General features: G+C 69.5%; 13 protein-coding genes. 9 read left to right on the plus strand and 4 right to left on the minus strand.

Annotated features, from left to right (window positions below; translation table 11 throughout):
* The first annotated feature begins 24 nt into the window (after positions 1-24).
* Both ACK4YQ_RS02130 and ACK4YQ_RS02135 read left to right on the plus strand, forming a co-directional pair.
* Positions 25-720, plus strand: a complete 696-nt coding sequence (locus ACK4YQ_RS02130) for a DUF1223 domain-containing protein (protein ID WP_409607801.1) — start codon at positions 25-27, stop codon at positions 718-720.
* A 314-nt stretch (positions 721-1,034) separates the two neighbouring features.
* Positions 1,035-1,364 (plus strand): DUF2794 domain-containing protein, encoded by a 330-nt coding sequence (locus tag ACK4YQ_RS02135; RefSeq protein WP_409607803.1) that lies wholly within the window; start codon positions 1,035-1,037, stop codon positions 1,362-1,364.
* A gap of 80 nt (positions 1,365-1,444) precedes the next feature.
* On the opposite strand, the gene ACK4YQ_RS02140 is transcribed toward ACK4YQ_RS02135, so the two are convergent.
* On the minus strand, positions 1,445-2,197 hold the full coding sequence (locus ACK4YQ_RS02140) for a Bax inhibitor-1/YccA family protein (RefSeq protein WP_409607805.1): 753 nt from the start codon (positions 2,195-2,197) through the stop codon (positions 1,445-1,447).
* A gap of 142 nt (positions 2,198-2,339) precedes the next feature.
* On the opposite strand from ACK4YQ_RS02140, the gene thpR reads away from it, so the two are divergent.
* The gene (gene thpR, locus ACK4YQ_RS02145; RefSeq protein ID WP_409607807.1) at positions 2,340-2,876 is read left to right on the plus strand and encodes an RNA 2',3'-cyclic phosphodiesterase; all 537 of its coding nucleotides are present in this window, start codon (positions 2,340-2,342) and stop codon (positions 2,874-2,876) included.
* Positions 2,877-2,885: 9 nt separating this feature from the next.
* Here the strand turns inward: thpR and ACK4YQ_RS02150 are convergent, their stop codons facing one another.
* Complete coding sequence (locus ACK4YQ_RS02150) at positions 2,886-3,269, minus strand: DUF2237 family protein (RefSeq protein WP_409607809.1); 384 nt, start codon at positions 3,267-3,269, stop codon at positions 2,886-2,888.
* Between the two features lie 188 nt (positions 3,270-3,457).
* Here ACK4YQ_RS02150 and ACK4YQ_RS02155 point away from each other — a divergent pair, with 188 nt between their 5' ends.
* A complete protein-coding gene (locus ACK4YQ_RS02155; protein ID WP_409607811.1) occupies positions 3,458-4,075 on the plus strand; it encodes a hypothetical protein in 618 nt (205 codons plus the stop codon).
* Here ACK4YQ_RS02155 and ACK4YQ_RS02160 read toward each other — a convergent pair.
* On the minus strand, positions 4,072-4,512 hold the full coding sequence (locus ACK4YQ_RS02160; protein ID WP_409607813.1) for an HIT domain-containing protein: 441 nt from the start codon (positions 4,510-4,512) through the stop codon (positions 4,072-4,074). The two genes, ACK4YQ_RS02155 and ACK4YQ_RS02160, sit on opposite strands and share 4 nt — an antisense overlap.
* 131 nt (positions 4,513-4,643) lie before the next feature.
* Between ACK4YQ_RS02160 and ACK4YQ_RS02165 the strand changes: the two genes are divergently transcribed.
* Both ACK4YQ_RS02165 and ACK4YQ_RS02170 read left to right on the plus strand, forming a co-directional pair.
* On the plus strand, positions 4,644-5,630 hold the full coding sequence (locus ACK4YQ_RS02165) for a malate dehydrogenase (RefSeq protein WP_409607815.1): 987 nt from the start codon (positions 4,644-4,646) through the stop codon (positions 5,628-5,630).
* Positions 5,631-5,701: 71 nt separating this feature from the next.
* A complete protein-coding gene (locus tag ACK4YQ_RS02170) occupies positions 5,702-6,238 on the plus strand; it encodes a GNAT family N-acetyltransferase (protein ID WP_409607817.1) in 537 nt (178 codons plus the stop codon).
* A 7-nt stretch (positions 6,239-6,245) separates the two neighbouring features.
* Here ACK4YQ_RS02170 and ACK4YQ_RS02175 read toward each other — a convergent pair whose 3' ends face one another.
* Positions 6,246-7,016 (minus strand): LytTR family DNA-binding domain-containing protein, encoded by a 771-nt coding sequence (locus tag ACK4YQ_RS02175; RefSeq protein WP_409609497.1) that lies wholly within the window; start codon positions 7,014-7,016, stop codon positions 6,246-6,248.
* 238 nt (positions 7,017-7,254) lie between these two features.
* On the opposite strand from ACK4YQ_RS02175, the gene sucC reads away from it, so the two are divergent.
* From sucC to ACK4YQ_RS02190, 3 genes are all read left to right on the plus strand, one after another.
* Positions 7,255-8,454 carry an ADP-forming succinate--CoA ligase subunit beta gene (sucC, locus tag ACK4YQ_RS02180; RefSeq protein ID WP_409607819.1) on the plus strand — a complete coding sequence of 400 codons (1,200 nt, stop codon included), beginning with the start codon at positions 7,255-7,257 and terminating at the stop codon, positions 8,452-8,454.
* Positions 8,454-9,332 (plus strand): succinate--CoA ligase subunit alpha, encoded by an 879-nt coding sequence (gene sucD / locus ACK4YQ_RS02185; RefSeq protein ID WP_409607821.1) that lies wholly within the window; start codon positions 8,454-8,456, stop codon positions 9,330-9,332. Before sucC ends, sucD begins: the two co-directional genes overlap by 1 nt.
* An 82-nt stretch (positions 9,333-9,414) precedes the next feature.
* Positions 9,415-12,369, plus strand: a complete 2,955-nt coding sequence (locus ACK4YQ_RS02190; RefSeq protein ID WP_409607823.1) for a 2-oxoglutarate dehydrogenase E1 component — start codon at positions 9,415-9,417, stop codon at positions 12,367-12,369.
* The last annotated feature ends 24 nt before the right edge of the window (positions 12,370-12,393 follow it).

Raw genomic sequence — 12,393 nt, forward strand, 5'->3', positions numbered from 1 at the left:
CCAAGTCCGCTTAACTGCGCGCCAATGCGAACGGCAGCGCTTTTCAGCCTCATTCTGGCGACGTCCCCCCTGGCCGCGGCCGCCCAGACGCCCACCGTCGTGGAGCTCTACACCGCCCAGGGCTGCGCCTCCTGCGGCGAGGCGAACGCCTTCGTCAGCGAACTGGCCGAGCGGCCAGGCGTGCTCGCCCTTACCTTCCCGGTCGACTACTGGGACTACCTGGGCTGGGAGGACACCTTCGCCAAGCCCGAATTCGCCGAGCGGCAGAAGGCCTATGTCGCCCACCTGGACCTGCGCGAACCCTATACGCCGCAGGTGATCGTCGATGGCCGCGCCCAGGCGGCGGGCCTGCAGACCGAGAAGATCGACAAGCTGGTGGAGGCGGCGGCCGAGGCGCCGCGCGACCCGCCGGACATGGCCTTCATCGGCAAGGCCCGCGCCGACGTCGGTTATGGCCGGGCGCCGCGGGGGGGCGCCGACGTGTGGCTGGTGCGCTACGACCCGCGCCGGCTGGAGGTGACGGTCAAGAAGGGGGAGAACCGCGGCCAGACGCTGATCCACCGCAACGTGGTGCGCGAGCTGGTGCGGCTGGGCTCGTGGCGGGGCCGGCCCACCGCCTATCGGCTGCCGCCGGCGGGGGAGGAAAACCTGTCCACGGCCATCATCGTGCAGGCGCCGAACGGCGGGCGCATCCTGGCTGTGGCTGAAAAGGGGTCCTGACCCGGACGGCCGACACGACGAGACCCGCGCGGTTCAAAGGGGGAAGTCCGCGCGGGTCCGACGCTGTGTGTTTCGGGAACTAGGGGTGTCGGCTGGCCGAAGCTCGCGATCCCAGGGGGGCTGGGGGGGCTGTTCAGGATCCGGGACCGGCGAGGGGTCTCGACCAACCGACCCTCGCACTTTCGAGGTCCAAGCGGGCGCGTCCGCGACGGAAATAAGGTCATTTCGCGGCGGCGCGCGTCAAAGCATGTCTGGCGCGCCGGGGGCTCGCGGCCCCTCGCCATACGGACGGTTTTGAGTCTAGGCTCGCGCCGATGGCATTCGACCCTAGCGCGCCCCGCGCCGGACAGGTGTTCTTCGATCGACGCGAGCTGGAGCGGCTGCTCTCGCTCTACGGCCGGATGGTCGCGGCCGGCGAGTGGCGCGACTACGGCATCGCCGGCCTGACGGACGCGGCGGTGTTCAGCGTGTTCCGCCGCGCCTCCGAAGCCCCGCTCTACCGCATCGAGAAGCGGCCCGAACTCGCCCGCCGCCAGGGCGCCTGGGCGGTCATCGGCCAGGGCGGGCTGGTGCTGCGCCGCGGACACGAGCTGGAGCAGGTGCTCCGCTTCTTCGACAAGGGCCGCTTCCGCGTCGTCGACTAGCCGGGCGTCCAGGCCAGGCGCGCAACGAAAAACCCCGGCGGTCGCCCGCCGGGGTCGTCGTCTTCGAACCTGCAGGGCCTTTAGCGGCGGTCGCCGAACAGGGCCAGCAGGGTTTGGAAGAGGTTGATGAAGTTGATGTACAGGCTCAGCGCGCCGTAGTTGGTCGCCACGCCCATGGCCGCCTGGTCGCCGCCCAGCTGGTAGTACGTCATCTTCAGACGCTGGGTGTCGTAGGCGATCAGCCCCGAGAAGATCAGCAGGCCCAGCACGTTGATGATGAAGGCCATCGGCCCGCTGTGCAGGAACATGTTGACGACCGAGGCGATCACGATGCCGAACAGGCCCATGATCAGGAAGCTGCCGAAGCCGGTCAGGTCCTTCTTGGTCGTGTAGCCGAACAGCGACAGGGCGCCGAAGGCCGTGGCCGTGATCAGGAAGGTCGAGGCGATCGAGGCGCCGGTGTAGACCAGCACGACCACGCCGAGGGAGGCGCCGATCAGGCTGACGATGGTCCAGTAGAGCGCGCCCGAGGTCTTCGGCGTGGCGTTGCGCAGCGCGAAGGCGCCGAACAGGATCACCGCCAGCGGCGCGAAGGCCACGATCATGCCGAGCAGGGTGAAGCCCGCCAGGCGGCCGTCGGCCGTAACCTGGAACATCAGGTCGCGAACCGGCGGATAGGAGCCGGTCAGGAAGGCCAAGGCGGCCGAAACCACGAGGCCCAGCGCCACCTTGTTGTAGACGCCGAGCATGAAGGCGCGAAGTCCCGCGTCCACCGACATGTCGGCGCGATCAGCGGGGATCGTGCGCGCGTAGCCGCGGTTGAAGTCGCTCATCGTAAGGTATGCCCATTTCTTCAACGTCCCGATTGGACGCCCTCGGAATATCGTGAGCGCGGCGGTTCCGCGCAAGGCTTTACGGGATAACGCTTGCGTCAGCCGCTTTCCGGGCCGGTCGGGGGCGCGCTAGGGTCTGCGCATGATCCGCCTGTTCGCCGCCCTCGCCGTGCCTCCCGAGATCGCCGAGCCCCTCGCCCGCCGCCAGCACGGCCTGCCCGGCGCCCGCTGGCGGCCCCTTGAGGCCCTGCACGTGACCCTGCGCTTCTTCGGCGATGTGCGCGAAGACGTGGCCAAGGACCTGGACGAGGAGCTGCAGGGCGTCGCCGGCGATCCGCTGGAGCTGGTGCTGTCGGGGGTGGGGGCCTTCGGCGAAGGGCGCGACATCCACGCGGTGTGGGCGGGGGTCGAGGACAATCCGGCCCTGGCCCGGCTCGCCGCCCGCTGCGAGGCGGCGGCCCGCCGCGCGGGCCTCAAGCCGGAGACGCGCAACTATCTGCCGCACGTGACCCTGGCCTACCTGCGCCGGCCCGAGCCGGACGACGTGGCCGCCTGGATCCAGGCCAACAACCTGCTGAAGTCCCCGTCCTTCCGCCTGGACAGCTTCGGCCTCTATTCGAGCTGGCGGTCCTCGGAGGGCTCGCGCTACCGCCTGGAGCAGGACTATCCGCTCGCCTGAGCCGCGAGCCTAGGCCTTGACGGCGTAGTCCTTCAGCACCCCCAGGGGCACGATCGCCAGGGTCTCCTCATGGGTGGCCTCGAGCACCAGTTGCGGGGCGGCCCCGGCGTCCAGCGCCTCCTTCCAGCGCGGGGCGCACAGGCACCAGCGGTCGCCCGGCTTCAGGCCCGCGAACGCGAGCTCCGGCCGCGGCGTCGACAGGTCATTGCCCATCATCCTGGAGAACTCCAGGAACTCCGCGGTCATCACCGCGCAGACGGTGTGCATCCCCACGTCGTGCGGGCCGGTCTCGCAGCAGCCGTTGCGGAAGAACCCGGTCATCGGGTCCGTCGAGCAGGACTGCAGCTCGCCGCCGAGCACGTTCTTCGCGCCCTCGTCGTAGCGGGTGGTCATGACAGGTCCTCGCCTCCCCGCAGCCGCCTGCGGTCCACCCGCACAGCTAAGGATGGACCGCCGCCGCTGGCAAGGCCGTGCGCCGCCACGCCGCGCGCCGGGACGCAACTCCCGGCTGGCCGACGCCTGCGATTCGACGGAAATTGGCCCGGCCAAGCCCTGGGAACAGGCGGCTGAGCGGGAGAGCCATGAGCGCGACGGCGGCGAAGACGGCGTGGACAGCGGCGGGCGTGCTCGCCCTGACCCTTGCGGCCCAGGCCCCGGCCCAGGCGCAGGTCCAGGAAACGGGCGCGTCCAGCGATCCGATCGGCGCCCTGCTCGACGGCCAGGCTCCCGCGCCTCCTGCGCCCCGCCCCGCGCCGGCCGCCGTCGCCCCGCAGGCGACGCCGGTGTTCGTCAACGAGGTGGGCCGTACGCCCGATGGGCCGCCGACGCCCACCGACCGCAACTACGATGCGCGCCTGCGCGCGTCCTTCGCCTCGGCCCAGGGGCTGCAGGGCCCCCTCGACGGCCAGTGGACCCTGAGCATGGGGGGCGGCGAACTCTACGCCCTGCAGCTCGTGGACGCCGGCGGCGCGCCCCTGGAAGGGGCCTGGCGCGACATCCGCCGCTCGGGCGCCACCGCCGCCGCCTCCGGCTTCCTGGCCGACATCCAGCGCCTGGGCTCGACCGTCACCTTTCAGTTCCAGCCCAGGCCCGACGGCCCGATGCTGACCGTCCACGTCTCGCCCGGGCCGGACGGCCGCTGGACGGGCGAGGCGTTCGACGGCGCCGCGCGCCGCCCCGTGTCGCTGCAGCGGGACTAGGCTCGGGTCAGGACCCCGCGCGCCGCCGCCAGGGCCGCCGCCAGGGCGTGGTCGTCGTAGGGCTCGGCCGCGCCGCCCCCCCACACAGGGCCCGGCCAGGCCGCGTCGTCCGGGCGCCGGCCGACCACATGCACATGAAGTTGCGGAGTCACATTGCCCAGGGCGCCCACGTTCAGCTTGTGCACCGGCCGGCCGACGGCCTCGCCGGCCGCACGCACCGCGCGGCCGGCGGCCAGGACCTCGTCCATCAGGGCCGTGCGCGCCATCGGGTCGAGGTCCTCCAGCTCGCGCAGGCCCGCCCGGCGCGGGATCAGCACGATCCACGGGTAGCGCGCGTCCGCCTGGAGACGCGCTTCGCACAGGGCAAGGTCGACCACGTGGACCGAGGTCGCGGCGAACGCCGGATCGAGGGTGAACATGAGCCCCACCTTGGCCATGCCCGCAGGCGCCGGCAAGCCGGCGTGAGCGAAGCGCTTCGCGCCTGCGGCATTGCGGGGTGGCCGCATATTGAGTTATGCGCCGCGCGACTTGGTCCGCAGGCCGGCCGCATCAGCACTGGAGCAGCAACATGAGCACGAAGAAGCCGATCCGCGTAGCGGTCACCGGCGCCGCCGGCAACATCGGCTACGCCCTCCTCTTCCGCATCGCCTCGGGCGAGATGCTGGGCAAGGACCAGCCGGTGATCCTGCAGCTCCTGGAGATTCCGGTCGAAGGGCCGCAGAAGGCGCTGAAGGGCGTGGCCATGGAGCTCGAGGACTGCGCCTTCCCGCTGCTGCAGGACATGGTCCTGTGCGACGATCCCAAGGCCGCGTTCAAGGACGCCAACTGGTGCCTGCTGGTCGGCTCCAAGCCCCGTGGCCCGGGCATGGAACGCGCCGACCTCCTGAAGGACAACGGCAAGATCTTCATCGCCCAGGGCAAGGCGATCGACGAGGTGGCCGCCGACGACGCCCGCGTGGCGGTGGTGGGCAACCCCTGCAACACCAACGTGATGATCGCCGCCAGCCAGGCCCGCCGCCTGCCGGCCGACCGCTTCACCGCCATGGTCCGCCTGGACGAGAACCGCGGCCGTGCGCAACTCGCCAAGAAGGCCGGGGTCTCGATCAACGAGGTCTCCGAGCTGTTCATCTACGGCAACCACTCGCCGACGATGTTCGCCGACTTCACCCACGCCAAGATCGGGGGCAAGCCGGCCGCCGAGGTCATCGGCGACGAGGCCTGGCTGAAGAACGAGTACCTGCCCGCCGTCGGCAAGCGCGGCGCGGCCATCATCGAGGCCCGTGGGCAAAGCTCGGCCGCCTCGGCCGCCAACGCCCTGATCGACCACGTGCGCGACCTGACCACCGTGGGCGCCGTCCACTCGGTGGCCGTGCCGAGCATGGGCCGCTACGGCTTCTCCGAAGGCGTGTGGGCCGGCATGCCGGTGAAGACCACCGCCGCCGGCTACGAGGTCGTCACCTCCTATGAGATGGACGATTTCGCCAAGTCCAAGATCGCCGCCACCAACGACGAGCTGGTGAGCGAACGCGACACCGTGAAGGACATGCTGGGCTAAGCCCGACCTTCCAGCCGATCCGAAGGCGCGGGGGTCCTGCCTCCGCGCCTTCGTCGTTCCAGGAGCTTCCCATGAGCATCGGCCCGACGCTCGAGACCGAACGGCTGATCCTGCGCCCTCCGGCCGCCGAGGATTTCGAGCCCTGGGCGCGCTTCTCGGCGGACGCCGAGACGATGCGCTACATCGGGGGCGTGCAGCCGCCGTCGGTCGCCTGGCGCTCCATGTGCGCGATGACCGGCGCCTGGACGATCCGCGGCTTCTCCATGTTCTCGGTGATCGAAAAGGCCACCGGCCGGTGGGTGGGACGGCTGGGCCCCTGGCGACCGGAGGGCTGGCCGGGAACCGAGGTGGGCTGGGGCCTGGTCGGCGAGGTGCGCGGCAAGGGCTACGCCACCGAGGGCGCGACGGCGGCCATCGACTGGGCCTTCGACGTCCTGGGCTGGACCGAGGTGATCCACACCATCGAGCCAGGAAACGCCGCCTCCCAGGCCGTGGCGCGGCGGCTGGGCTCGACCATCCTGCGCCAGGCGCAGATGCCGGCGCCCTTCGAGACCACCGTCTGCGACGTCTGGGGCCAGAGCCGCGATCAGTGGCGGGCGCGGCGCTGAGACCGGTTCAGATCCAGCCGCGTTCGCGGATCGCCTTGGCGTAGGTTCGGCTGACCGGAACCTTGGAGCCGTCCTTCAGGGTCAGGATCGCACGCCCGTCGCCGCGCTCGGCGCCGACCACCGCCTCGCGGGAGACCCACCAGGAGCGGTGCACCTGCGCGCCCTCGATCCCGTCCAGCTCGGCGACGGCGTCGGCCAGTCGCATCAGGATCAGATCCTGGCCCTTGGAGGTGTGCAGCCGCAGGTAATGGTCCTCGGCCTCCACCGCCCAGAGCTCGGCGCCGGCCAGCTTGGGCGGCAGCCGCTCCAGGAAGCGCGGCGGCGCCGCGGCCGGGGCGTCGGCCGCCACGGCGCGGCGGCGGCCGACCCACACCGCCAAGGCGGTCATCCCCAGGCACATGATCAGCGAGTTGAACGCATAGCCGGGCAGATGCCGCACCGGCGCGCCGCCGCCGGGGAGGAAGCGGGTCGCCCCCCACACCACCAGCGTCATCGGCGGCGTCATGGCCGCGCCGCTCAGCGCCGCCTGCAGCCACACCCGCCCGCCCGTCCAGGACAGGCGCCGCACGAGGCGGAAGCTCGCCACCCCGAGCAAAGCGCCGATCCAGGCCAGGACCGTCATGTAGGCCGTGCGCGCCAGGAACGGCGCGTCTCCGGAGCCGAACGCGCGGACATAGCTCATGAAGAGGCCGACGACCGTCGAGGTCGCCAGGGCGCGCAGCAGCACCCGGCCGGTGAGGGGATCCGCCGGCGTTTCTGCGACTGTCGGCCCGCGCACGTCCAAGCGGCGATCTCCGTGGCGCCCTCACAGGCCCGAGCGGCCTTCGGCCTGGAGATATCCAATGCCGTCGAATTGGCAATCGGCGAGCTTCGCAGGCGCCCGGAGGCTCGCATAGCGCAGGTATGAAATTGAGGCCCTGTTTGACGTTACGTGCGGTTGCCACGCTGCGACGGGGCGCCTATAACCCCGGCCACTCGCCGGACGGGCGAGACGATCGCAGCGAATCCCCGACCTCATGAACATCCACGAGCACCAAGCCAAGGCCGTCCTCTCCGAGTTCGGCGTCGCGGTCCCGCGCGGGTATCCCGCCTTTTCCGTCGATGAAGCCGTCGCCGCCGCCGAGAAGCTCGGCGGGCCGGTCTTCGTCGTGAAATCCCAGATCCACGCCGGCGGGCGCGGCAAGGGCCGGTTCGAAGGCCTGGGTCCGGACGCCAAGGGCGGGGTGCGGGTGGTCAAGTCCGTCGAGGAGGTCAAGGCCAACGCCGCCGAGATGCTCGGCCGCGTGCTGGTGACCCACCAGACCGGCCCCTCGGGCAAGCAGGTCAACCGCCTCTACATCGAGGAAGGGGCCGCGATCGCCAAGGAATTCTACCTCTCGCTCCTGGTGGACCGCGAGACGAGCCGGGTGTCGGTCGTCGCCTCCACCGAAGGCGGCATGGACATCGAGGACGTGGCCCATTCCACGCCCGAGAAGATCGTCACCTTCTCCATCGACCCGGCCACCGGGGTGTTCCCGCACCACGGCCGCACGCTGGCCAAGGCCCTTGGCCTGACCGGCGGCCTGGCCAAGGAGGCCTCGGCCCTGCTCACCCAGCTCTACACGGCGTTCCTGGCCAAGGACATGTCGATGCTGGAGATCAACCCGCTGATCGTCACCGCCGACGACCACCTGCGGGTTCTCGACGCCAAGGTCAGCTTCGACTCCAACGCCCTGTTCCGTCATCCGGACGTCGTCGCGCTGCGCGACGAGACCGAGGAGGACCCCAAGGAGATCGAGGCCTCCAAGTACGACCTGAGCTACATCGCCCTGGACGGCGAGATCGGCTGCATGGTCAATGGCGCGGGCCTGGCCATGGCGACCATGGACATCATCAAGCTCTACGGCGCCGAGCCGGCTAACTTCCTGGACGTGGGCGGCGGGGCGACCAAGGAAAAGGTCACCGCGGCGTTCAAGATCATCACCGCCGATCCCAACGTGAAGGGGATCCTGGTGAACATCTTCGGCGGCATCGCCCGCTGCGACATCCTCGCCCAGGGCGTGGTGGAAGCGGTCAAGGAGACCGGCCTGAAGGTTCCTCTGGTCGTGCGGCTGGAAGGCACCAACGCCGAGCTCGGCAAGGAAATCATCAACAACTCGGGCCTCGACGTGATCGCCGCGAACGACCTGTCGGACGGCGCCGAGAAGATCGTCAAGGCCGTGCGGGGAGCCGCCTGATGTCCATCCTGATCGGCAAAGAAACGCGCGTCATCTGCCAGGGCATCACCGGCAGCCAGGGCACATTCCACTCCGAGCAGGCGATCGCCTACGGCACCAAGATGGTCGGCGGCGTCACCCCGGGCAAAGGCGGCACGACGCACATCGGCCTTCCGGTGTTCGACACCGTGCAGGAAGCGGTCAAGCAGACCGGCGCCGACGCCAGCGTCATCTACGTCCCGCCGCCGTTCGCCGCAGATTCGATCCTGGAAGCGATCGACGCCGAGATCCCGCTGATCATCTGCATCACCGAGGGCATTCCGGTGACCGACATGATCAAGGTGAAGCGCTCGCTCTCCGGCTCCAAGTCGCGCCTGATCGGGCCCAACTGCCCGGGCGTCCTGACGCCGGACGCCTGCAAGATCGGCATCATGCCCGGAAACATCTTCAAGCGTGGCTCGGTGGGTGTTGTCTCTCGCTCGGGCACCCTTACCTATGAAGCCGTGTTCCAGACCTCACAGGTAGGCCTCGGCCAGACGACCGCTGTCGGCATCGGCGGCGACCCCGTCAAGGGCACCGAGTTCATCGACATCCTCGACATGTTCCTGAAGGACCCGGAAACCGAGTCGATCATCATGATCGGCGAGATCGGCGGGTCGGCCGAGGAAGATGCGGCGGAATTCATCAAAAATTCGCCGATCAAGAAGCCTATGGTCGGGTTCATCGCGGGACGCACCGCGCCGCCCGGGCGGCGCATGGGTCACGCTGGCGCCATCATCTCCGGCGGCAAGGGCGGGGCCGAAGACAAGATTGCGGCGATGGAGGCGGCGGGGATCCGCGTGTCGCCCTCGCCGGCGAAGCTCGGCGAAACCCTGCTGCAGGTCCTGAAAGGCGCCTGAAGGCGACAAACGAAGCGTATGGGCGGTTTGCGCTCGGCACCTGATCAGATGTCCGCGCGGCGATCGCCGGGAAGCGGATGACATGGCGGACGATGCTAGCCTGATCAACGAAGTGCTCGCGGAGACCTCGTTCCTCTACGGAGGAAACGCGGCCTTCGTGGAGGACCTCTACGCGAAGTGGGCGGCGAACCCGGACGCGGTGGAGCCCTCGTGGCGAGCCTTCTTCGCCTCGCTGCACGACCGCGCCGACGAGGTGCAGGCGGCCGCCAAGAAGCCCGGCTGGACCCCTCGCCAGGCGCCGGCGCCCCGGCCCGACTGGCTGTCCGCCATCGACGGCATGTGGCCCGCAGTCGAGGCCAAGGTCGGCAAGACGATCGCCGAGCGCGCCCCGGCCGCCGGCCAGGACGCCATCCGCGCCGCCACCCTGGATTCGCTGCGCGCGATCATGATGATCCGCGCCTACCGGATGCGCGGCCACCTGCGCGCCAACCTCGACCCCCTGGGGATCGCCACCACCCCCGGCGACGCCAGCGAGCTCGATCCGGCCACCTACGGCTTCACCGAGGCCGACTACGACCGCCCGATCTTCCTGGACTACGTGCTCGGCCTGGAGACCGCGACGATCCGCGAGATCCTGGAGATCCTGCGGCGCACCTACTGCAGCGACATCGGCGTGCAGTACATGCACATCTCCGACCCGGCCCAGAAGGCCTGGCTGCAGGAGCGCATCGAGGGCCGGGACAAGGAGATCATCTTCACCAAGGAAGGCAAGATCGCCATCCTGAAGAAGCTGATCGAGGCCGAGGGCTTCGAGAAGTTCCTGCACAAGCGCTTCCCCGGCACCAAGCGCTTCGGCCTGGACGGCGGCGAGGCCATGGTCCCGGCGCTGGAGCAGATCATCAAGCGCGGCGGCGCGATGGGGGTGAAGGACATCGTCATCGGCATGCCGCACCGCGGCCGCCTGAACGTCCTGGCCGCCGTCATGGGCAAGCCCTACCACATCATCTTCCACGAGTTCCAAGGCGGCTCGAGCGTGCCTTCGGACGTGGAGGGCTCGGGCGACGTGAAGTACCACCTGGGCGCCTCGTCGGACCGCACGTTCGACGGCAACAGCGTGCACCTGTCGCTGACGGCCAACCCTTCGCACCTGGAAATCGTCAACCCGGTGGTGATCGGCAAGGCCCGCGCCAAGCAGGCTTTCAGCCTGCGCGAGAACCCGACCACCGGGCGCAGCCACGTGCTGCCGCTGCTGCTGCACGGGGACGCCGCCTTCGCCGGCCAGGGCGTGGTGGCCGAGTGCTTCGCCCTGTCGGGGCTGAAGGGCTACGGCGTGGGCGGCTCGATCCACTTCATCGTCAACAACCAGATCGGCTTCACCACCAGCCCGAAGTATTCGCGCTCCTCGCCCTACCCGTCGGACGTGGCGTTGATGGTCGAGGCCCCGATCTTCCACGTGAACGGCGACGATCCGGAAGCCGTCACCTTCGCCGCCAAGGTCGCCACCGAGTTCCGCCAGCTGTTCGGCAAGGACGTGGTGATCGACATGTTCTGCTATCGCCGGTTCGGTCACAACGAAGGTGACGACCCGACGATGACCCAGCCCTTGATGTACGCCAAGATCAAGGGCCACCCCACCACCCGCGAACTCTACGGCCAGCGCCTCGTGCGCGAGGGCGTGGCGACGCAGGAGGAGGTGGACGCCTGGGTCTCCGAGTTCCAGGACTTCCTCGACCAGGAGTTCGAGGCCGGCAAGGCCTACAAGGCCAACAAGGCCGACTGGCTGGACGGCAAATGGTCGGGCCTGACCGTGCCGGGCAGCGACGATCGCCGCGGCGACACCGCCGTGCCGCTGCAGAAGCTCAAGGACCTGGGGCGCAAGATCACGGCGATCCCCGAGCACGTGACGGTCCACAAGACCGTCGAGCGGGTGATCCACAACCGCCGCGAGGCGATCGAGGCCGGAACCGGGCTGGACTGGTCGACGGCCGAGCACCTGGCGTTCGCGAGCCTGCTCGACCAGGGCTATCCGGTGCGCCTCTCCGGCCAGGACAGCGTGCGCGGCACCTTCGTCCAGCGCCACTCCGGCCTGATCGACCAGAAGACCGAGGACGTCTACTTCCCGCTGCGCCACATCTCCCCGACCCAGGCCCACTTCGAGGTGCTGGATTCGGCCCTGTCGGAGGAGGCGGTGCTCGGCTTCGAGTACGGCTTCTCCCTGACCGACCCGAAGACCCTGACCCTGTGGGAAGCCCAGTTCGGCGACTTCGCCAACGGCGCCCAGGTCGTGGTCGACCAGTTCATCTCCTCGGGCGAGCGCAAGTGGCTGCGGATGAGCGGCCTGGTGATGCTGCTGCCGCACGGCTACGAAGGCCAGGGGCCAGAGCACTCCTCGGCGCGGCTGGAGCGTTACCTGCAACTCTGCGCCGAAGACAACATGCAGGTGGTCAACTGCACCACCCCGGCCAACTACTTCCACGTCCTGCGCCGCCAGCTCCTGCGCGAGTTCCGCAAGCCGCTGATCGTGATGACGCCCAAGAGCCTGCTGCGCCACAAGCGGGCGGTCTCCAGCCTGGCCGACATGGCCGAGGGCTCGTCCTTCCATCGGGTGATGATCGACGGCGCCGAGGCCGGCCAGGACGTCGGCGGCGTCACGCTCAAGCCGGACGACCAGATCAACCGGGTGATCCTGTGCTCGGGCAAGGTCTACTTCGACCTGGTCGAGGCCCGCGCCCGCTACGAGCGCGACGACGTCTACTTGCTGCGCCTGGAGCAGTTCTATCCCTGGCCGGTGAAGTCCCTGTCCAACGAGCTGAAGCGCTTCAAGAACGCCGAGCTCGTCTGGTGCCAGGAGGAGCCCAAGAACATGGGCGGCTGGACCTTCGTCGACCCCTGGCTGGAGCTGACCCTGGAGCGTCTGAACGTGAAGGCCAAGCGCGCCCGCTACGTCGGCCGCCCGGCCTCCGCCTCCACCGCCGCCGGCCTGATGAGCCGGCACATGCGTGAACTCGAAACCTTCCTCGCAGAAGCCTTCGCCTGAGGCGTCGAGGCGAAAGAACATAGG

The sequence above is a fragment of the Phenylobacterium sp. genome, assembly GCF_046291545.1.
Classification (GTDB): domain Bacteria; phylum Pseudomonadota; class Alphaproteobacteria; order Caulobacterales; family Caulobacteraceae; genus Phenylobacterium.

What these genes read in the sequence shown, in the direction of transcription:
- ACK4YQ_RS02130 (WP_409607801.1), top strand. Translation starts at nt 25, where the DNA reads ATGCGAACGGCAGCGCTTTTCAGCCTCATTCTGGCGACGTCCCCCCTG.
- ACK4YQ_RS02135 (WP_409607803.1), top strand. Translation starts at nt 1,035, where the DNA reads ATGGCATTCGACCCTAGCGCGCCCCGCGCCGGACAGGTGTTCTTCGAT.
- ACK4YQ_RS02140 (WP_409607805.1), bottom strand. Translation starts at nt 2,197, where the DNA reads ATGAGCGACTTCAACCGCGGCTACGCGCGCACGATCCCCGCTGATCGC.
- thpR (WP_409607807.1), top strand. Translation starts at nt 2,340, where the DNA reads ATGATCCGCCTGTTCGCCGCCCTCGCCGTGCCTCCCGAGATCGCCGAG.
- ACK4YQ_RS02150 (WP_409607809.1), bottom strand. Translation starts at nt 3,269, where the DNA reads ATGACCACCCGCTACGACGAGGGCGCGAAGAACGTGCTCGGCGGCGAG.
- ACK4YQ_RS02155 (WP_409607811.1), top strand. Translation starts at nt 3,458, where the DNA reads ATGAGCGCGACGGCGGCGAAGACGGCGTGGACAGCGGCGGGCGTGCTC.
- ACK4YQ_RS02160 (WP_409607813.1), bottom strand. Translation starts at nt 4,512, where the DNA reads ATGGCCAAGGTGGGGCTCATGTTCACCCTCGATCCGGCGTTCGCCGCG.
- ACK4YQ_RS02165 (WP_409607815.1), top strand. Translation starts at nt 4,644, where the DNA reads ATGAGCACGAAGAAGCCGATCCGCGTAGCGGTCACCGGCGCCGCCGGC.
- ACK4YQ_RS02170 (WP_409607817.1), top strand. Translation starts at nt 5,702, where the DNA reads ATGAGCATCGGCCCGACGCTCGAGACCGAACGGCTGATCCTGCGCCCT.
- sucC (WP_409607819.1), top strand. Translation starts at nt 7,255, where the DNA reads ATGAACATCCACGAGCACCAAGCCAAGGCCGTCCTCTCCGAGTTCGGC.
- sucD (WP_409607821.1), top strand. Translation starts at nt 8,454, where the DNA reads ATGTCCATCCTGATCGGCAAAGAAACGCGCGTCATCTGCCAGGGCATC.
- ACK4YQ_RS02190 (WP_409607823.1), top strand. Translation starts at nt 9,415, where the DNA reads ATGGCGGACGATGCTAGCCTGATCAACGAAGTGCTCGCGGAGACCTCG.